Annotated in this window: 15 protein-coding genes; 6 read left to right on the plus strand and 9 right to left on the minus strand. The window is 71.0% G+C overall.

Translation table 11 applies throughout. The features are described 5' to 3' along the window. Window positions 1-24: 24 nt before the first annotated feature. Both EV375_RS16835 and ssd read right to left on the minus strand, forming a co-directional pair. Window positions 25-1,386 carry a TadA family conjugal transfer-associated ATPase gene (locus tag EV375_RS16835; protein WP_130300154.1) on the minus strand — a complete coding sequence of 454 codons (1,362 nt, stop codon included), beginning with the start codon at window positions 1,384-1,386 and terminating at the stop codon, window positions 25-27. Then, entirely contained in the window at window positions 1,383-2,537 is a 1,155-nt protein-coding gene (ssd, locus tag EV375_RS16840; RefSeq protein ID WP_079100281.1) for a septum site-determining protein Ssd, read from the minus strand. Before ssd ends, EV375_RS16835 begins: the two co-directional genes overlap by 4 nt. Window positions 2,538-2,989: 452 nt before the next feature. On the opposite strand from ssd, the gene EV375_RS16845 reads away from it, so the two are divergent. Continuing rightward, on the plus strand, window positions 2,990-3,832 hold the full coding sequence (locus EV375_RS16845; RefSeq protein WP_130300155.1) for an HAD family hydrolase: 843 nt from the start codon (window positions 2,990-2,992) through the stop codon (window positions 3,830-3,832). A 479-nt stretch (window positions 3,833-4,311) separates the two neighbouring features. Here EV375_RS16845 and EV375_RS16850 read toward each other — a convergent pair whose 3' ends face one another. Then, on the minus strand, window positions 4,312-5,133 hold the full coding sequence (locus tag EV375_RS16850) for a Fic family protein (RefSeq protein WP_130300156.1): 822 nt from the start codon (window positions 5,131-5,133) through the stop codon (window positions 4,312-4,314). A gap of 108 nt (window positions 5,134-5,241) precedes the next feature. Here EV375_RS16850 and EV375_RS16855 point away from each other — a divergent pair, with 108 nt between their 5' ends. After that, window positions 5,242-6,225, plus strand: a complete 984-nt coding sequence (locus EV375_RS16855; RefSeq protein ID WP_130300157.1) for a nucleotide-binding protein — start codon at window positions 5,242-5,244, stop codon at window positions 6,223-6,225. Between the two features lie 131 nt (window positions 6,226-6,356). On the opposite strand, the gene EV375_RS16860 is transcribed toward EV375_RS16855, so the two are convergent. Then, window positions 6,357-7,592 (minus strand): polysaccharide deacetylase family protein, encoded by a 1,236-nt coding sequence (locus tag EV375_RS16860; RefSeq protein ID WP_486588522.1) that lies wholly within the window; start codon window positions 7,590-7,592, stop codon window positions 6,357-6,359. A gap of 365 nt (window positions 7,593-7,957) precedes the next feature. Here EV375_RS16860 and acs point away from each other — a divergent pair, with 365 nt between their 5' ends. The 3 genes from acs to EV375_RS16875 all read left to right on the plus strand — a co-directional run bounded on the left by acs (window position 7,958) and on the right by EV375_RS16875 (window position 11,812). Next, the gene (gene acs / locus EV375_RS16865; RefSeq protein WP_130300158.1) at window positions 7,958-9,922 is read left to right on the plus strand and encodes an acetate--CoA ligase; all 1,965 of its coding nucleotides are present in this window, start codon (window positions 7,958-7,960) and stop codon (window positions 9,920-9,922) included. A gap of 377 nt (window positions 9,923-10,299) precedes the next feature. Beyond that, window positions 10,300-10,785, plus strand: a complete 486-nt coding sequence (locus tag EV375_RS16870) for a phage holin family protein (RefSeq protein WP_130300159.1) — start codon at window positions 10,300-10,302, stop codon at window positions 10,783-10,785. A gap of 88 nt (window positions 10,786-10,873) precedes the next feature. Continuing rightward, entirely contained in the window at window positions 10,874-11,812 is a 939-nt protein-coding gene (locus EV375_RS16875; protein WP_130300160.1) for an alpha/beta fold hydrolase, read from the plus strand. 498 nt (window positions 11,813-12,310) lie between these two features. Here EV375_RS16875 and EV375_RS16885 read toward each other — a convergent pair whose 3' ends face one another. From EV375_RS16885 to nth, 3 genes are all read right to left on the minus strand, one after another. Continuing rightward, window positions 12,311-13,510: a MarP family serine protease gene (locus EV375_RS16885; RefSeq protein ID WP_130300162.1), complete on the minus strand. Its 1,200-nt coding sequence runs from the start codon at window positions 13,508-13,510 to the stop codon at window positions 12,311-12,313. A gap of 111 nt (window positions 13,511-13,621) precedes the next feature. After that, window positions 13,622-14,347 (minus strand): NUDIX hydrolase, encoded by a 726-nt coding sequence (locus EV375_RS16890; RefSeq protein WP_130300163.1) that lies wholly within the window; start codon window positions 14,345-14,347, stop codon window positions 13,622-13,624. Next, a complete protein-coding gene (gene nth, locus EV375_RS16895) occupies window positions 14,344-15,453 on the minus strand; it encodes an endonuclease III (protein WP_207228143.1) in 1,110 nt (369 codons plus the stop codon). Before nth ends, EV375_RS16890 begins: the two co-directional genes overlap by 4 nt. Window positions 15,454-15,876: 423 nt before the next feature. Between nth and EV375_RS16900 the strand changes: the two genes are divergently transcribed. Continuing rightward, window positions 15,877-16,551 carry a Crp/Fnr family transcriptional regulator gene (locus EV375_RS16900; protein WP_028438501.1) on the plus strand — a complete coding sequence of 225 codons (675 nt, stop codon included), beginning with the start codon at window positions 15,877-15,879 and terminating at the stop codon, window positions 16,549-16,551. A gap of 133 nt (window positions 16,552-16,684) precedes the next feature. Here the strand turns inward: EV375_RS16900 and EV375_RS16905 are convergent, their stop codons facing one another. Both EV375_RS16905 and EV375_RS16910 read right to left on the minus strand, forming a co-directional pair. Further along, on the minus strand, window positions 16,685-17,515 hold the full coding sequence (locus EV375_RS16905; protein ID WP_130300164.1) for an MBL fold metallo-hydrolase: 831 nt from the start codon (window positions 17,513-17,515) through the stop codon (window positions 16,685-16,687). Further along, entirely contained in the window at window positions 17,512-18,489 is a 978-nt protein-coding gene (locus tag EV375_RS16910) for an NUDIX hydrolase (RefSeq protein WP_486588523.1), read from the minus strand. Before EV375_RS16910 ends, EV375_RS16905 begins: the two co-directional genes overlap by 4 nt. Between the last annotated feature and the right edge of the window lie 93 nt (window positions 18,490-18,582).

Raw genomic sequence — 18,582 nt, forward strand, 5'->3', positions numbered from 1 at the left:
TCGCTCCGTGCACCACAGCCCCCGTCACAGCGAGCCCTCCTCGTGCGCCGTGCACGGAGACGCGGAACCGACCGTGGAAGGGAGGCCACTCCCGTGCGCTCGCCCCGCTCGCACGCTCCCCGGACGTCTCCTGCCCCGCTCGCACATCTCCCGCAACCGGCCGGCGCCACGCTCCTCCCGGAACCCGTCCTCGCCCCACACAAGGGCCGGAACCGTCGAGACGAGCCCCTCCCCGTTCCGCGACAGCACATGGATCTCCGCGATGCGCCGGTTGCCCGACGAGTCGCGCACCAGATGCACCAGTACGTCGAGTGCCGCAGAGAGCTGACTGTGCAAAGCGGCCCTGTCCAGCCCGGCAGTCGTGCCCAGCGCCTCCAGGCGCGCGGGCACATCGCCGGCGGCATTGGCGTGCACCGTTCCGCATCCGCCTTCGTGGCCCGTGTTCAACGCGGCCAGCAGATCGGTCACTTCGGCTCCGCGCACCTCACCGACCACCAGCCTGTCCGGCCGCATGCGCAGGGCCTGGCGCACCAGATCGTCCAGCGCCACCCGCCCCGCGCCCTCCTGGTTGGCCGGCCGCGCCTCCAGACGTACGACGTGGGGATGGTCGGGGCGGAGCTCCGCCGAGTCCTCGGCGAGCACGATCCGCTCCTCAGGACCCACGAGCCCCAGCAGCGAACTCAGCAGAGTGGTCTTGCCCGAGCCTGTGCCGCCGCTGATCAGAAATGAGAGCCTCGCCTCCAGCACGGCGCGCAGGACACTCTCCCCGCCCTGTGGGACCGTGCCCGCAACCACCAACTCACCGAGGCTGAACGCCTTGTGGCGCACCACCCTGAGCGAGAGGCACGTCGACCCCACGGCCACCGGCGGAAGCACCGCGTGCAGCCGCGTGCCGTCCGGAAGCCGGGCGTCCACCCACGGCCTCGCGTCGTCCAGCCGACGCCCGGCGGATGTGGCGAGCCGTTGGGCGAGCCTCCGCACGGACGCCGCGTCGGGAAAACGGACATCGGTACGTTCCAGGCCCCTGCCCCGGTCGACCCATACCTCGTCGGGACGGGTGACCAGCACGTCCGTGACGTCCGGCTCCGCCAGCAGCGGCTCCAGCGGGCCCGTTCCCACCATCTCCGAGCGAAGGGCCTCCACGACTCCCAGCACCGCGCTGTCCCCCAGCAGCCGTCCGTGCGCGCGCAGCGCCGCGGCAACCCGCGCGGGCGTGGGCTCGGCTCCCGTCTCGGCAAGCCGCCTCCGCACCACGTCGAGCAGCGCCGGTTCCCCGGCCCGGGACGTGACCGCCCCGGACGCGGCGCCCGCACCGGGGCGGCCCTCACGGGCCGGGTCACCGGCGCGCTGCGCACTCGCCCGCGCCGGCCCACGCCTCGCGCTCATACGGCGACTCCCCCGCCGCTGACTCCGCCGCTCAGCGCCTGCGCCCAGAACTCCCGGCAGAAGCGGGCGAGCACGCCGCCCGTGCGCGCCCCGGGCGGCACGCCCCGCTCCGCGGCCTCCAACAGCCCCGGCTCCCACGGCAGTTCGCCCGCGAGCGGGAGGCGCAGAAGTCTGGCGACCTCGCTCTCGTCGAGCCCCGGCCCGTAGCCGCGCGGACCGCCGGGGCCGCCGGGCGTGCGCACCACGGCCCTGAGGTCACGCAGCACCATCTGCGTGCGTGAGGCGACGCGGTGGGCCGCTGCCACGGCACGCAACTCCGCCGGCACCAGGAGCAGTCCGAGATCCGTTTGCGCGAGGGCCTCCGCCACCGTCTCGTCCACCCGCCTGGGCAGGTCGACGACGACCACGCCGCCGCGCCGCCGCGCGGCGGAGAGCACGGACTTCATCGCGTCCGCGGGGATCAGCACGGAGTCCCCCCGGTCCCAGCTGAGCACGCTCAAGTCGTGCAGCCTCGGCAGCGATTCCTCGAGCGCACCGCCGCCGACCCGCCCCCGGGACTCCGCGAACGCCGGCCATCGAAGCCCCTCCGTCCGTTCCCCGCCGAGCAGCACGTCGAGACCGCCGCCGAGAGCGTCGCCGTCGACGAGCATGGTGCGTTCCCCCTGCCGCGCGGCCGTCACGGCCAGGGCGCAGGCGAGCGTCGACGCGCCGGCTCCTCCACGGCCGCCCAGGACCCCGACGGTCAGGGCGGACCGGCCCACGCACTCCGACGCGTCCGCGATACGGCCCGCCAGCCAGCTCTCGGCGTCGGGCAGCATGACCACACCCTCGGCTCCGATGCGGGCTCCGCGCTCCCACACGCCCGGGTCGTCCATGTCCTTGCCGACGAGGAGCACTCCCGGCCTGCGCAGGATTCCGGAAGGCTCTCCCCCGGGGGCCGCTCCGAGCCCCTGAGCGCCCGCGCAGTCGTCTCCGACGAGCACCAGCGGGGCCTGCTCCCAGGCCTTCGCACCACCCCACTCCGCCCATGCCAGCCGGTTATGCGGAGCTCCGTGCACAACTTCCGCTTCTGCCCCGGCAGCTGCACACAGCCTCAGGAGATCGTCAAGGAGTTCTTCGTCCTCGGTGACAATCAGAATGGTTTCGGCCACGTTCCGGACCCCCTTCGCAGTTCGCTGCCTCACTCCCGCAAACACCTGCGGGCTCTGTCAGGAATCACTGTGCGGTGAACGCGAAAAGCTTGGTGATCATGGTCCAAAACTGTGGAGATGCCGGGAGTTGTGAATAACTCCGTCACCCATCCTGGCGACTCCCACGGAGCGCCCCACTGGTTACACTCAGTTACGAGACGGCCGGGCCGGCGCTCGGGCCGGCAAAGATCGCCGAGAGAGGAGGGAACGAGCGGTGAAAGCCGAAAAGGGCCTTGGACATGCGACGACCCCCGCCGGGGGGGAGAGCGGGGGTCGTCCCCAGGGCCGACTCGGGGGGGGAGGAGTCGGGCCGGGTTAGCACGGTCGCGAACGATCCGTGACTTCCATGGTGTACCCGAGGGCCTTCTCAGGCAAACCCACGCGCCCCACCTTACGCCGAATGATTGGCGCCTATGCTCGGCTTCGTGGAAAACCTAGCGATGCGCCGCACAGCCGCGTTCTTCGATCTGGACAAGACGGTCATTGCGAAGTCGAGCACGCTCGCCTTCGGCAGATCCTTCTACCAGGGTGGCCTGATCAATCGCCGTGCCGTACTCCGCACCGCATATGCCCAGTTCGTATATCTCCTCGGAGGCGCCGACCACGACCAGATGGAGCGGATGCGGGAGTACCTCTCCGCGCTTTGCCGTGGCTGGAACGTCGAGCAGGTGAAGGAGATCGTCGCCGAGACGATCCACGACCTCATCGACCCGATCATCTACGACGAGGCCGCCTCCCTCATCGAGGAGCATCACCTCGCGGGCCGGGACGTCGTCATCGTCTCCACCTCGGGCGCCGAAGTCGTCGAACCCATCGGGGAATTGATCGGTGCGGACCGCGTGGTGGCCACGCGGATGGTCGTCGAGGACGGCTGCTACTCGGGCGAGATCGAGTACTACGCCTACGGCCCTGCCAAGGCAGAGGCCATCGCGTCGCTCGCGGAGTCCGAGGGATACGACCTGAGCCGGTGCTACGCGTACAGCGACTCGATCACCGACATCCCCATGCTGGAATCCGTCGGCCATCCGTACGCGGTCAACCCCGACCGGGCCCTGCGCAAGGAAGCGAGCGGACGGGACTGGCCGGTCCTGACCTTCTCCCGCCCCGTCCGCCTCAAGGAGCGCGTCCCGAGCCTTGCCATGCCGTCGCGCCCGGCGATGGCCATCGCCGCGGCGGCGCTGGGAGCGGCAGCGGCCACCGCCGGGCTGGTCTGGTACACGAGCCAGCGCAGGAGCGCCCGGTTCGAGCAGCTTTGAGGCAAAGGTAAAGTTCGAAAGCCAGGGGTTCCACATCGTCGTGGCGCGCAGTACAAAGGAATTGACGGCCCGCGAGACCAGCGGCGACAGACAGTCGCCGGTACGCACAAGGCCCCACGGACCGCCTTGCACGAATACAGGGCACCCACGCGACGCTGAGCCCACGTACAGGGCTAGCCGGCCAGGAAACGGGCGAAACACCCGGCCTGACGGGCATTACGAGAGCACGCACTGGTAACCCGGTATCCGTGCCAGCGGCGGCACCGTCATGGCGGTGCCGCCGCAACTCTGCGGCTTCGGTCGCGGCGTTGCGGGCGCGCCTCCCGGGGCCGCGGCTCACGGATCACGAACTCCGTCCCCCGCGTTCGCACTTCCGCATCGCCGTCGCCCGCCCGTCCGGTCCCACCCAGCCGGCGGGTGTCCCGCACGATGAGCGCACTAGGACCGGCCCTCAGGGAGCAGGGGAGCAGCCGGCGGGACTACGCAGCCCCCCGCTGCAGCGCCTCGCACACGGCCGTGGTCTCGCGCGCGCCGAGTTCGAGCGCCTTCCCGCAGTGCCCGATCCACTCGGCCATGCCCTCGGGGGTCCCGGAGGCGTAACCGGCCAGCGCACGCTCGTACGCCTCGCGGCCCAGCTCGGCCTGGCCGACCTCGGCCGGGCAGATCGACTTGGGGTCCAGACCGCTCCCGACCAGGACGATGCGCTCCGCCGCACGCGCCACCAGGCCGTTGCATGAGACGAAGGGGCGCAGCGCGGCCAGTTCCCCGTGCACGACCGCGGCGAGCACCAGCGCCGGTGCCTCACTGCCGTCCACCACGACCCGGGCGAGCGCGTCCAGGCGCCCAGCCACCTCTTCCGCGGCCGGCGGTTCCTTCCCGAGCGGGGGTCCGCTCACCGGCTCGCCCGCGAGGCGCGGCCTGCCGACCGCCGCGTCGTCCCCGGTGCCTCCCGCGGCGACGAGATGCAGCCGGGCCAGCACCCGCAGGGGCGACTGCCGCCATACGTCGAGGAGTTGCCCCGACTCGGCGGTCGTGCGGAGCGCGGCGCCGACCGTACGGGGTTCGCCCTCGCCGCCGAAGTCGGTGCGCCGGCGCAGTTCCTCCAGGTCCCAGTCGGCGCCCTCGAGCGCGGCGGAGGCGCGTGCCCCGCGCAGCGCCGCCTCCGCGCTCACCTCACCGCTGCGGCGGCGCATCACGCGGTGCCCGTAGATCCTGTCCACGGACTTCCGCACGGACTCGACGGCGTCCGGGACGCCGGGCAGGGCCCCCAGCGGCGCCAGGGGATCAGCGGTGCTACTCATGCGTAAGACCCTACGCGCAGGCCGCGCCGCAACTCGCGTCGCACGAACGAGTGATCCCTCTCACCTCGCCCCCGCGGCCTCGGGATCGCGCCCTTTACGCTCTCGTACATGAAAATCGCTTTCGTCGGCAAGGGCGGCAGTGGCAAGACGACGCTGTCCTCACTGTTCATCCGTCAGCTGGCCGCCTCACACGTCCCGGTTGTCGCTGTGGATGCGGACATCAACCAGCATCTCGGTGCCGCACTGGGGATGGACGAGTCCGATGCGGCCGCGCTCCCCTCCATGGGCGCGCAGCTCCCGCTCATCAAGGACTGGCTGCGCGGCTCCAATCCGCGCATCGCATCGTCCGAGACGATGATCAAAACGACGCCGCCGGGCCGGGGTTCACGTCTGCTGCGGATCACGGAGGACAGTCCGGTCTACGACGCGTGCGCACGCACCGTCGCCATCGAGGGGGACAAGGTGCGGCTGCTGGCCACGGGGCCGTTCACCGAGGCCGATCTGGGCGTCGCCTGCTACCACTCCAAGACGGGTGCGGTCGAGCTCTTCCTCAACCATCTCGTCGACGGGCGCGACGAGTTCGTGGTCGTCGACATGACGGCGGGCAGCGACTCCTTCGCATCGGGCATGTTCACGCGTTTCGACATGACCTTCCTCGTCGCCGAGCCCACGCGGAAGGGCGTCTCCGTCTACCGCCAGTACAAGGAGTACGCGCGGGACTTCGGCATCCAGCTGTGCGTCGTGGGCAACAAGGTGCACGGCGAGGACGATCTGGACTTCCTGCGCGAGCAGGTCGGCGACGACCTGCTGGTCTGCTTCGGGCACTCCGACTGGGTGCGTGCGATGGAGAAGGGCCGGCCGCGTCCGCTCGCCGAGCTGGAGCCGGGCAACCGCCGGGCCCTGGAAACGCTGCGGGAGGCGGCGGACGGCGCGTACGAGAAGCGCGACCGCGAGCGCTACACGGAGCAGATGATCCACTTCCATCTGCGCAACGCCGAGAGCTGGGGCAACGCGAAGACGGGCGTGGACCTGGCCGCCCAGGTGGACCCCGGCTTCGTACCCGGCGAGCAGCCGGTGCCGCAGACCGCCTGACCGGGTCCTGTCCGGCCGGACAGGACAGGACCCGGTCGGCAGCCGCCCCCAACGGACAGGCTGTGGGCGGAGGTTGAGGACCCTCCGCCCACAGCCTCACCCGCCGGGCGGGCGCTGGAGGCGTGCACCCGTCAGTCGGAGAGCAGCCTCGTGCTCTTCGTGCGCTTGGTGAGGAACGACTCCCAGTCGCCCTTGGGACGCTCGCCGACGCTCAGTGTGCGCAGCTTCGCCAGCGTCTTCGGGTCCTGCTTGTCGAGCCAGTTGACGAGCTGTCTGAACGAGACGCAGCGCACGTCGCGCTTGCGGCAGACCGACTTCATGACGTCCTCGACCGCGTCCATGTAGACGCCGCCGTTCCAGTTCTCGAAGTGGTTGCCGATGATCATCGGCGCGCGGTTGCCCTTGTAGGCACGTTCGAAGCCCTTCATGAGGCCGTCACGCATCTGACGGCCGTAGGCCGCGTGCCTGGCGGAGGGACCCTGGACGGTTCCCGACTGGTTCGCCAGGAAGTTGTAGTCCATGGAGAGAGTCTCGAACTTGCGCCCGGGCATGGGGACTTCCTGAAGCGGCAGGTCCCACAGGCCGCCCTTCTTCCCGGGCCAGACCTGGGTCCCGTTGCCGCTGGAGTCGTAGCGGAACCCCATCTTCTTGGCTGCCCGCAGGAGGTTCTCCTGGCCCTGGAGGCAGGGGGTGCGTCCGCCTATGAGTTCCTGGTCGTAGTCGAAGGGAAGAGGATCCTCGCGCTTGAAGCCCGTGGTCGTCTTCCAGTTCTTCACGAACCACTTGGCCTGGCGTATCTCGCTCTTCCACTGGTCCTCGGACCAGGTGTCGACACCCTTGGGGCCGCAGAAGTGGCCGTTGAAGTGGGTGCCTATCTCGTTGCCCTGGAGCCACGCCTTGCGCACCTCGCGAACGGTGGCCCGTATGTTCTCGTCCTTGAGGTAGCCGATGTCGGAGGCGCCGACAGCGTGGCCGGGGGGCGAGTAGCGGCGGGCTTTGTTCTCCGGGAGGGCGTATATGCCGCTGAGGAAGAACGACTGGGATGCGCCGTAGCGCTTCCCCGCCTTGCGGAACCGGGAGAAGAGCTTCTTGCCGTCCTCGCCCGCTCCGTCCCAGGAGAAGACCACGAACTGCGGCGGCTTCTTGCCCTTGCGGAGCTTCCTGGGGACCGGCTGGTTGGGCTGCCGACCGGTTATGGAGGTCGAACCGTCCCCGATGACGCGGGCCTGCTGCTCGGGCTTCTCCTCGGGCGCCGAGCGGCCCTGGCCTTCCGGGCTGCGTGTGGTGTCACCGGCGCAGCCGCTCATCACCGCGGTGAGCGCCATGCCCGCCGATATGCCCACGAGCCACTGTCGCGTGGCTGTCATCGGATCACCTCACCCTTGTCGATTTCACTGCGTAGCGGATCGACTCCGGTACGTGATTCAAAGCTCGCATCGCTGACAGAACGGGCAACTCGGGCGGGGCCATGGAGTGATTTCTTCACCCCGTGGGCGCATAGTGAGTGGCACTCTCCGGGGCAGCGGCACCGGCTCTCCACGTGCGCCGCCGCGCATGCCGGCACGGGCCTCGGCGACGGGCGAGCGCGTCCATGACAGGTCTAAACCAATTTCGTCACCAGCCCTTGTCACAAGGGCTCAACGGCTGATGAGCTAGGCCCGGAGTCCAAGGTCCGGGCAGCATCGGGATCTTGGACCTGGACACAACAGACACCCTGGGAAAGGGAGATGTCGTGAGCAACGAAAGCCTGGCCAATCTGCTCAAGGAAGAGCGGAGGTTCCCGCCGCCCGCCGATCTGGCTGCGCAGGCCAACGTCACCGCTGCGGCGTACGAGCAGGCGAGGGCTGACCGGCTGGGCTTCTGGGCCGAGCAGGCACGCCGCCTGAGCTGGGGCACGGAACCGACCGAGACCCTCGACTGGTCCAACCCGCCGTTCGCCAAGTGGTTCAAGGACGGCAAGCTCAACGTCGCCTACAACTGTGTGGACCGGCACGTCGAAGCGGGCAACGGCGACCGTGTCGCCCTGCACTTCGAGGGCGAGCCGGGCGACTCCCGCACCGTCACCTACGCCGAACTCCAGCGCGAGGTCTCCAAGGCCGCGAACGCCCTGACGGAACTGGGCGTGCAGGCCGGCGACCGCGTCGCCGTCTACCTGCCGATGATCCCGGAGACCGTCGTCGCGATGCTGGCGTGCGCCCGCATCGGCGCCCCGCACTCGGTGGTCTTCGGCGGCTTCTCCGCCGACGCCCTGGCCACCCGGATCAAGGACGCCGACGCCCGCGTCGTCATCACGGCGGACGGCGGCTACCGCAAGGGCGGCGCGAGCGCGCTCAAGCCCGCCGTCGACGAGGCGCTCACCCGGCCGGGCACCGAGAAGGTCCGCAACGTCCTGGTGGTCAGGCGCACCGGGCAGGACGACATCGAATGGAACGACGGGCGCGACGTGTGGTGGCACGACGTCGTCGACCGCCAGAGCGACCAGCACACCCCGGAGAACTTCGACGCCGAGCACCCGCTCTTCATCCTCTACACCTCCGGCACCACCGGTAAGCCGAAGGGCATCCTGCACACCACCGGCGGCTACCTGACGCAGGTCGCGTACACCCACCACGCCGTCTTCGACCTCAAGCCGGAGAGCGACGTGTACTGGTGCACGGCGGACGTCGGCTGGGTCACCGGCCACTCCTACATCGTGTACGGGCCGCTCGCGAACGGGGCCACCGAGGTGCTCTACGAGGGCACCCCGGACACCCCGCACAAGGGCCGCTGGTGGGAGATCGTGCAGAAGTACGGCGTCTCGCTCCTCTACACCGCCCCCACCGCGATCCGCGCCTGCATGAAGTGGGGCGACGACATCCCGGCCAAGTACGACCTGTCCTCGCTGCGGATCCTGGGCTCCGTCGGCGAACCGATCAACCCGGAGGCATGGGTCTGGTACCGCCACAACATCGGCGGCGACCGCACGCCCATCGTGGACACCTGGTGGCAGACGGAGACCGGCGGCGTCATGGTCAGCCCGCTGCCCGGCGTCACGGAGACCAAGCCGGGTTCGGCGCAGCAGCCGCTGCCGGGGATCTCGGCGACCGTCGTCGACGACGAGGCCAACGAGGTGCCCGACGGAGGCGGCGGATACATGGTGCTCACGGAGCCCTGGCCGTCGATGCTGCGCACGATCTGGGGCGACGACCAGCGCTTCCTCGACACCTACTGGTCGCGCTTCCAGAACATGTACTTCGCGGGCGACGGCGCGAAGAAGGACGACGACGGAGACATCTGGCTGCTCGGCCGCGTCGACGACGTCATGCTCGTCTCCGGGCACAACATCTCGACGACCGAGGTCGAGTCGTCGCTCGTCTCGCACCCGAAGGTCGCCGAGGCCGCGGTCGTCGGTGCGACCGACCCGCAGACGACTCAGGCCATCTGCGCCTTCGTCATCCTTCGCGGCTCGGCCGCAGAGGACGAGGGCCTGGTGGAGGAGCTGCGCGCGCACGTCGCCAAGCAACTCGGCCCGATCGCCAAGCCGAAGAAGATCCTTCCGGTCGCGGAGCTGCCCAAGACCCGCTCCGGCAAGATCATGCGGAGGCTGCTGCGGGACGTCGCGGAGAACCGTGACCTCGGAGACGTCAGCACGCTGACGGACTCCTCCGTCATGGAACTCATCCAGGACAAGCTGCCGAACGCGACGAGCGAGGACTGACCGGCGTACGGCGGCAGCGAGGACGAACCGGAGGCGTCCGGTCGTCGAGGAGGGGCATCCGGCACTGCCGGGTGCCCCTCCCGCGTTCTCCGCCGTTCTCCCGGGATCTCCGACCGTTCTCCCGCGTTCTCCGCCGTTCCCCCGGGATCGCGTCTCTTCTCCCGCGAGGCGTCTCTTCGCCGAGGTCCGCGCTCCTGACCGCCGCCGGCCGTACGCTTCGTCAACACCGGGACGGCCGACGGCGCTTGTGTAGTGGCCTCCTGGGCACACGTGCCGCACGATGGTCCGGCATGATCGGACGGACGGGGCGGGGACGTCCGCAGGCCCGCAAGGCCGGGTCCCGGCCGTGACCGACGCACAGAGGAGAGGGAGACACGATGAGTTCTGCCGACGACGGCCGCAGTCTCGGCCAGTTGGTCGCCGCGGCCACCACCGAGCTGTCCGAACTGGTCCACGACGAGATCGCGCTGGCCAAGGCCGAGATCAGGCAGGACGTGAAGCGGGGCATCGTGGGCGGGGGCGCCGCGACGGTCGCCGGCGTGCTGATGCTCTTCTCGCTGCCCGTGCTGAGCTTCGCCGCGGCCTACGGCATCCACAACCTGGGCCTCGGGCTGGCCTGGTCGTTCCTGATCGTGGGGGGCGCGTACATTTTCCTCGCGCTGATCCTTCTGCTGCTGGCGCTGCGGAAGTTCAAGCGGATCAAGCCCCCGGAGAAGTCGATCGCCTCCGCGAAGGAGACGGCCACGGTGCTCTCGCGCGCAAAGCCCCACCCGCGCACGCAGCGGAGCGCCGCCGGGCAGACCGCTCTCGAACAGAACGGCCGAGGCCCGGAGAAGCAGCCGGAGCGCACCCCGGCCATGTGAGTCCCGCCCGCCGGACGGCCTCGGGACCGCCGCCCTCGCGGGACGAGCGCGGCGTGGAAGCCGCCCGAAGTGTGACAGGCTCGTCCGCATGACCCATCCAGCAGGCCCAGCGAATTTGATCCGTCCCGAAGGCCCCTGGACACACCGGGACGTTGCCGCCAACGGCGCCCGCTTCCACATCGCTGAGATGGGTGACGGTCCTCTCGTACTGCTGCTGCACGGCTTCCCGCAGTACTGGTGGACGTGGCGGCACCAGCTTACGGCCCTGGCCGAGGCCGGTTTCCGCGCAGTGGCGATGGATCTGCGCGGCGTGGGCGGCAGCGACCGCACGCCCCGCGGCTACGACCCGGCCAATCTCGCGCTCGACGTCACCGGCGTCATCCGCTCGCTCGGCGAGCCCGATGCGGCGCTCGTGGGGCACGACTTGGGCGGCTATCTCGCCTGGACCGCCGCCGTGATGCGGCCCAAGCTCATACGGCGTCTCGCTGTCTCCGCGATGCCGCACCCGCGGCGCTGGCGGGCGGCGATGCTCAAGGACATGCGGCAGACCAAGGCGGGCTCCTACGTGTGGGGTTTCCAGCGGCCGTTCGTCCCGGAGCGCCAACTCACCGCCAATGGCGGTGAGTTGGTTGGCAAGCTGGTACGTGAGTGGGCCGGGCCCCGGTTCCTCGAACAGCCCGACGCGCACCAGGCCGTCGCACGGTACGAGCAGGCCATGTGCGTGCCGTCCACGGCGCACTGCTCGGTCGAGCCCTACCGCTGGCTGGTGCGGTCGTTGGCACGGCCGGACGGCATCCAGTTCAACCGCCGCATGAAGCGGCCGGTGCGGGTGCCGACGTTGCAGATGCACGGCGCGCTGGACCCGGTGCTGCGCACCCGCAGCTCGGCCGGGTCGGGACAGTACGTCGAAGCGCCGTACCGCTGGCGGCTGTTCGACGGGATCGGCCACTGGCCGCACGAGGAGGACCCCGCGACCTTCTCCTCGGAACTCATCAGCTGGCTCAAGGACCCGGAACCCGACCGCTGAGCCCAGGCCACTGATCCCGGGCCGCCGAGCCCAGGCCGCCGAGCCCGACAGCTGAGCTCGATCGCTGACCCGGTCGCCGGGCTCGGCCACTCCGGCCGCGAGCCCGGCCGCCGCGCGCGTCACCGAGTGCATCGCATGCAAACGCCGTCAACACCGGCAACACGTGCCGCGTGCATAGGCGTTTGATGAACCGTCAGACGGTTACGGACCACGGTTCGGGGCAGATTCCGCAGTATGGGCTGGACGCACGACTACCGTGACCAGACAGGTGGCCGCAGCGGGCGGAGGGGGCTGATCCCCGGGCAGCGCATGTGGCGCTTACGATCCGACAGACTCGGCGAAGGCGCCGAGCCCGGAATTCCCAGTCTGCTCAGCCGAAGAGCACGCTGGGTCGGAGCACGGCTGCGGCACTCGCGCGGCTGAGGACGTCCGCACTCCCGCTCCCCGTTGCGCTCGTCGCGCCGCATCTCGCGGTGCGTGCTGCGCGTCGGTACCCACTCACATCGCGCAACCCTGGCTGTCGGCCTGCCGTTCGGCGGCCCGGCCGCGCCGCGCGTCGCTGCGGACCTCGTCCGCCGTGAGGGCGTATCCCGTACGGGAGTTGTCGAGCGACTTGGCGAAGATGACGCCGTAGACCTTGCCTTCGGGTGTGAGCAGGGGACCACCGGAGTTGCCCTGGCGGACCGTCGCGTACAGGGAGTAGATGTCGCGGCGGACCCTGTCCTGGTGGTAGATGTCCGGGCCGTCGGCCTCGACGCGGTCCCGTACACGTGCCGAGCGCACGTCGAAGCCGCCGTTCTCCGGGAAGCCCGCGACGATGGCGCCGTCGCCCCGGTCGGCGTCCTTCCGCTCGAAGTCGAGGGCGGGGGCCTGGAGCGTCGGAACGTCCAGTACGGCGATGTCACGGTCAGGGTCGTAGAGGACGATCCGCGCGTCGTGGATGCGGCCCACGCCGCCCATCTGCACCGTCGGCTCCTTGACGCCGCCCACCACGTGCGCGTTCGTCATCACCCGATGCGGGGCGAAGACGAAACCCGTGCCCTCCAGAACCTTTCCGCAACGCGTCGCGCTGCCCACGACCTTCGCGATGCTGCGCCTCGCCTCGAACACGACGGGGCTCTTCGCCAGCTTCGGGTCGGGCGCGGGCACCGCCCGGATCGGCTCGTTGGAGAAGGGCGAGAAGACCTGCGGGAGCCCGTTCCGCGCGAGGGTCGAGGAGAAGTCGTTGAACCAGCTGTCGGCCTCCGGCGGCAGCACCCGCGAAACCCCAAGCAGCACGCTGGAGTTGCGTACCTCCTTGCTGACCGTCGGCAGCGACGTACCCGCCAGCGCCGAACCGATGAACCACGCCACGAGCAGCATCGCGAGCACGTTGACGAGCGCGCCGCCCGTGGCGTCCACGGCACGCGCCGGAGACCAAGTAATGTGCTGCCGCAGCTTGTTGCCGAGGTGGGTGGTGAACGCCTGGCCCACGGACGCGCAGACGATGACGATGACGACCGCCGCGATCACACCGAAGGCACCGGGCGGGGTGCCGTCCGCCAGCCCGTTCCACAGCGGTGGCAGCACGAGGATCGCGACGAGCCCGCCGCCGAGGAAGCCGGTCACGGACAGAATTCCGACGACAAAGCCCTGCCGGTATCCGATGACGGCGAACCAGACGGCGGCAAGCAGGAGCACAAAGTCCAGGGCGTTCACGGGAGGCAGGGTCTCATGGGGGCGGAGGAGAAGATCCGCCACGGTCCGTTCGGACGCGCGCCGCGGCCCCGGTGACGCGGCGAAGGGCCCGGAGGACGGGCGCCGGCGTCGTCACGTGCCATCGATCGGGACGCGGCGCTCGCGGTCCCAGGGCCGTTCCCAGCCCGAGTAGTGCAGCAGCCGGTCGATGACCCCCGCCGTGAAACCCCACACCAGGGCGGGCCCCACGTCGAACGCCGGGCCTGTGTGGCCGGAGGGGTGGACGGCCATCGCTCGGTTGTCCGGGTCGGTCAGCTCCGAGACGGGGACGGTGAAGACCCGCGCCGTCTCGGCCGGGTCCACGGGCGCCACGGGCGTGGGCCGCCGCCACCACGCGAGGACGGGCGTGACGACGAAGTCGCTCACCGGAATGTAGAGCGCCGGCAGCGTCGCGAAGATCTGCACGCCGGACGGGTCGAGGCCCGTCTCCTCCTCGGCCTCCCGCAACGCCGCCCGCAGCCGCCCGTCACCTTCCGGATCGCCGTCCTCCGGATCGATCGCGCCGCCGGGGAAGGATGGCTGGCCGGCGTGCGAGCGGAGGCTGGACGCGCGCTCCATGAGCAGCAGTTCGGGCCCGTCGGCTCCCTCACCGAACAGCACGAGCACCGCCGACGGCCGCCCCGCTCCGTCGTCGGGCGGCAGGAACCGGCTCAGCTGACGCGGCTCGACCGAGGCCGCCACCTTGGCGACGGGCGCGAGCCAGGCCGGCAGACCGCGGTCGCTGAAGTGGACGGGGGGACCGGCGGACGAGCCGTCGCAGGCGGCGCCCGTACGCGATCCGGCGGGGGGACGGGTCACCGGGCGGCCCCGTCGGTGCCGTTCCCGTCGGCGCCGTTCCCGTCGGCGCCGTTCCCGCCGGTGCCGTTCCCGTTGGCGCCGAGCGGCGGCGCGGGGCGCCCCGGGTAGTCGGCGGGAGGCTTCAGGCGCTGGCCGGGCAGCCCGCCCATCTCGTACTTCAGCAGTTTCCTCGCCTTCTCCGGGTCGAGCTCGCCCTCGCCGTACGACGGGCACAGCTGCGCGATGGGGCAGGCACCGCAGGCCGGCTTGCGGGAGTGGCAGATGCGGCGACCGTGGAAGATCGTCCGGTGCGAGAACATCGTCCACTCGCTCTTGGGGATGATCTCGGCGATCTCGGCCTCGACCTTGTCCGCGTCCGTCTGCTCCGTGAGCTTCCACCGGCGCACGAGGCGGCCGAAGTGGGTGTCCACCGTCAGCCCGGGGACGCCGAAGGCATTGCCCAGCACGACGAACGCGGTCTTGCGCCCGACGCCCGGCAGCGACACCAAGTCCTTTATGTTGCCGGGCACTTCACCGCCGAACCTGTCGCGGATCGCTGCCGACAGCCCGAGCACCGACTTGGCCTTGGCCCGGAAGAAGCCGGTGGGGCGCAGCAGCTCCTCCAGCTTCTCCGGGTCGGCGGCCGCCATGTCCTCGGGAGTGGGGTAGGCGGCGAAGAGCGCGGGCGTCGTCTGGTTCACCCGCAGATCAGTGGTCTGGGCGGAGAGGACCGTGGCGACCAGCAGCTGGTAGGGGCTCTCGAAGTCGAGCTCGGGGTGCGCGTAGTAGTACACGTCCGCCAGCTCGCGGTTGATGCGACGGGCACGGCGGACCTTGGCGAGGTGGGACTCGGGCTTCCCCGACGCCTTCTTCGGGACGGCCTTCGCCGGGGCGCCCTTCTTCGCCGGGCTGTTCTTTGCCGGGCTCTTCCTCGGCGCAGCCTTCGCGGGCGCAGCCTTCGCGGGCGCAGCCTTCGCGGGCGCGGCTTTCCCGGCCGCAGCCTTCCTCACGGGCTTGCCGGTGCTTCCGGTCGCCGCCGCCACATCGCCGGCCGAGGCGGCGGCGGCCCCCTTTGTCCGGCTTGCCCTGTCGAAGGGCTCCTGTTCGCCCACAGCGGAATCTCCCATCGCGGTCCCCCGTACGGCCCCGTTCTGCATGCGCTCACCGGGGCCTCACGGGCTGACTGACACCCGGCCAGCGTAGAGGGGCCCGCTGACATCCGCCCCGCACGAAGCCGATTCCGGACCCCGATCGGGCCCCTGCCTTCGGGAACGCGGGAGCGTGCGTCAAACTTGTGATTGATCGCACTGTTTCACCGTCCGGCATCATGGGGTTCGAGGTCCCCTGGACCCGTGGGCCTGGGGAGGCCGAGCCGGGCCCGGGGCCCGGGGAGGCACGCCCCTCGGACCTTCGGTCCCGGGAGGGCCACATCCCTCGGGCTCACGGACCTGAGGTTGCCCTGGGCCTGGGGAGACGCCGCCCCTCGGCCCATGGGAGCCTTGTGAGGCCCCTGGGACCCCCATTGGGCTAGGTCGACAAGGAGAGAACTCGTGGACGACGTTCTGCGGCGCGCCCCGCTCTTCGCGGCGCTCGATGAGGAGCAAGCCGCTGAGCTGCGCGCCTCCATGTCGGAGACCACGCTCGCGCGAAGTGAGGCCCTCTTTCACGAGGGCGACCCGGGCGACCGTCTCTATGTAGTCACCGAAGGGAAGGTCAAGCTCCACCGCACCTCCCCTGACGGCCGGGAGAACATGCTGGCCGTGCTGGGCCCCGGCGAGCTCATCGGCGAGCTCTCCCTGTTCGACCCGGGTCCGCGTACCGCGACGGCCTCGGCCCTGACCGAGGTGAAGCTGCTCGGCCTGGGCCACGGCGACCTCCAGCCCTGGCTGAACGTACGTCCCGAGGTGGCGTCGGCACTGCTGCGGGCCATCGCCCGCAGGCTGCGCCGCACCAACGACTCGATGTCCGACCTCGTCTTCTCCGACGTCCCCGGCCGGGTCGCGAAGCAGCTGCTCGATCTTTCGCGCCGCTTCGGCGTGCAGTCGGAAGAGGGCATCCACGTCGTGCACGACCTCACGCAGGAGGAGCTGGCGCAGCTCGTCGGAGCCTCGCGCGAGACCGTGAACAAGGCACTCGCCGACTTCGCGGGCCGCGGCTGGCTGCGGCTGGAGGCCCGCGCGGTGATCCTGCTCGACATCGAGCGGCTGGCGAAGCGGAGCCGCTGAACCGGCGCCCTCCGAGCCGCTGAACCGTCGAGCCGCCGAGCCGCCGGAACGGCAACGCGTGCGGGGCGTCCTCTCCGGAGGGCGCCCCGCACGCGTGCCTCCGGTGCGCTGGGCTCAGCGTCGGCCCCGGGCGCTATGCGGCGCCCCGTTCCTCCAGGTAGGCGAGCTGCGCCCGCACCGACAGCTCGGCCGCCGGCCACAGCGAGCGGTCGACGTCCGCGTACACGTGCGCGACGACCTCGGAGGCCGTGCGGAACCCTTCTGCGACAGCGGTCTCGACCTGGGCGAGACGGTCGGCACGGTGCGCCAGGTAGAAGTCGATGACGCCCTGTGCGTCCTCCAGCACCGGCCCGTGCCCCGGCAGCACGGTGGAGACCCCGTCGTCCCTGGTCAGCGAGCGCAGGCGGCGCAGCGAGTCCAGGTAGTCGCCGAGCCGTCCGTCGGGGTGCGCGACGACGGTCGTGCCACGGCCGAGCACCGTGTCGCCCGTCAGCACCGCCCCCTCGGCCGGCAGGTGGAAGCAGAGCGAGTCGGCCGTGTGCCCGGGGGTGGGCACGACGCGCATCTCCAGGCCCCCCGTGCCCACGACGTCACCGGCGGCGAGGCCCTCGTCGCCGAGGCGCAGCGCGGGGTCGAGGGCCCGTACCGAGGTGCCGGACAGCTCGGCGAAGCGTGCCGCGCCCTCCGCGTGATCGGGGTGGCCATGGGTGAGGACCGTGAGATCCACGCGCTTGCCCAGGCGCTCGGCCGTGCTGATCACATGGCGCAGATGGCCCTCGTCCAGCGGCCCGGGGTCGATGACGACGGCGGAGTCGGAATCCGGCTCGGCGACGATCCAGGTGTTGGTGCCGTCCAGTGTCATGGCGGACGGATTCGGTGCCAGGACGCAGTGGGCGCGCGCGGTGGCCTGACCGCTGAGCACGCCGCCGCGCGGCTGCCCCGGCAGGGACGCGGCATCGGTCATGCGGGGCCGCCCTCTCCGCCTCCGCGGGTGTCCGGGGTCCCGGCGCCGCCGTCGGCCGTGGCCCCGCCGCCTTCCGCAGCGGCCGCCTCGACGCGCTTGGTGAACTCGTCGTGCCCCGGCCAGCTGAGCACGACGTGCCCGCCCTCCAGGCGTGCCTTCGCCAGCACCGGGTTCAGATCGCGCTGCGCACTGGCGGCCAGTGCACCGGCCGCCGTCCCGTAGGGCTCCAGCTGCCGCAGCATGGCGATGGTCGGCGGCATCATCAGCAGCTCGCCGTCGTCGTAGCCCGCGGCCGCCTCGCCGGGACGTATCCACACGGTGCGGTCCGCTTCCGTCGAGGCGTTGCGGGTGCGCTGGCCCTCGGGCAGCGCGGCGACGAAGAACCACGTGTCGTAGCGGCGCTTCTCGAACTCCGGGGTGATCCAGCGCGCCCAGGCGCCGAGCAGATCGCTGCGGAGCACCAGACCGCGGCGCTCGAGGAAGTCGGCGAAGGAGAGCTCGTGCCCGGCGAGCGCCGTGCGGTCCCGCTCCCAGTCCTCGCCGGTCGTGTCGTCGACGACGCTCGACGCGTCCGGGCCCGCGAGCAGCACGCCCGCTTCCTCGAAGGTCTCGCGCACCGCGGCGCAGACGATGGCCTGTGCGGTGGCCTCGTCCGTACCGAACCGCATCGCCCACTCCTTGCGGGAGGGCCCGGCCCAGCCGCGGCCGGGCCTGCGGTCGTCGCCGCCCCAGTGCTCGTCGCGCGGGTCGACGCCCCCGCCGGGGTAGGCGTACGCGCCCCCGGCGAAGGCCATGGACGTACGCCTGCGGAGCATGTGCACCTCGGGGCCCTCCGCCGCCCCGCCGCCGTCACGCAGCAGCATGACCGTGGCGGCCGGGCGCGGAGCCACGGGCGTGATCTCACCCGCCGCCAGGGCGCGGATGCGCTCCGGCCACTCCCGCGGGTACCACTGACCGTTCGTGGATGAGGACATGGTCGGATGCTACGGGTCACCCCGGCACCGCGTCGCCGGGTGGTGACGGAGCGGCCCGCGAAGACACAGGTCACGGCCTCGTGAACTCCGTCA

The organism is Streptomyces sp. CNZ301, assembly GCF_004217425.1.

Bases quoted from the DNA above. Each gene is read 5' to 3' on its own strand.
- EV375_RS16845 (WP_130300155.1), top strand. From the start codon at position 2,990: ATGCTCGGCTTCGTGGAAAACCTAGCGATGCGCCGCACAGCCGCGTTC.
- EV375_RS16860 (WP_486588522.1), bottom strand. From the start codon at position 7,592: ATGACAGCCACGCGACAGTGGCTCGTGGGCATATCGGCGGGCATGGCG.
- EV375_RS16855 (WP_130300157.1), top strand. From the start codon at position 5,242: ATGAAAATCGCTTTCGTCGGCAAGGGCGGCAGTGGCAAGACGACGCTG.
- nth (WP_207228143.1), bottom strand. From the start codon at position 15,453: ATGGGAGATTCCGCTGTGGGCGAACAGGAGCCCTTCGACAGGGCAAGC.
- EV375_RS16835 (WP_130300154.1), bottom strand. From the start codon at position 1,386: ATGAGCGCGAGGCGTGGGCCGGCGCGGGCGAGTGCGCAGCGCGCCGGT.
- EV375_RS16850 (WP_130300156.1), bottom strand. From the start codon at position 5,133: ATGAGTAGCACCGCTGATCCCCTGGCGCCGCTGGGGGCCCTGCCCGGC.
- EV375_RS16870 (WP_130300159.1), top strand. From the start codon at position 10,300: ATGAGTTCTGCCGACGACGGCCGCAGTCTCGGCCAGTTGGTCGCCGCG.
- EV375_RS16910 (WP_486588523.1), bottom strand. From the start codon at position 18,489: ATGTCCTCATCCACGAACGGTCAGTGGTACCCGCGGGAGTGGCCGGAG.
- EV375_RS16875 (WP_130300160.1), top strand. From the start codon at position 10,874: ATGACCCATCCAGCAGGCCCAGCGAATTTGATCCGTCCCGAAGGCCCC.
- EV375_RS16905 (WP_130300164.1), bottom strand. From the start codon at position 17,515: ATGACCGATGCCGCGTCCCTGCCGGGGCAGCCGCGCGGCGGCGTGCTC.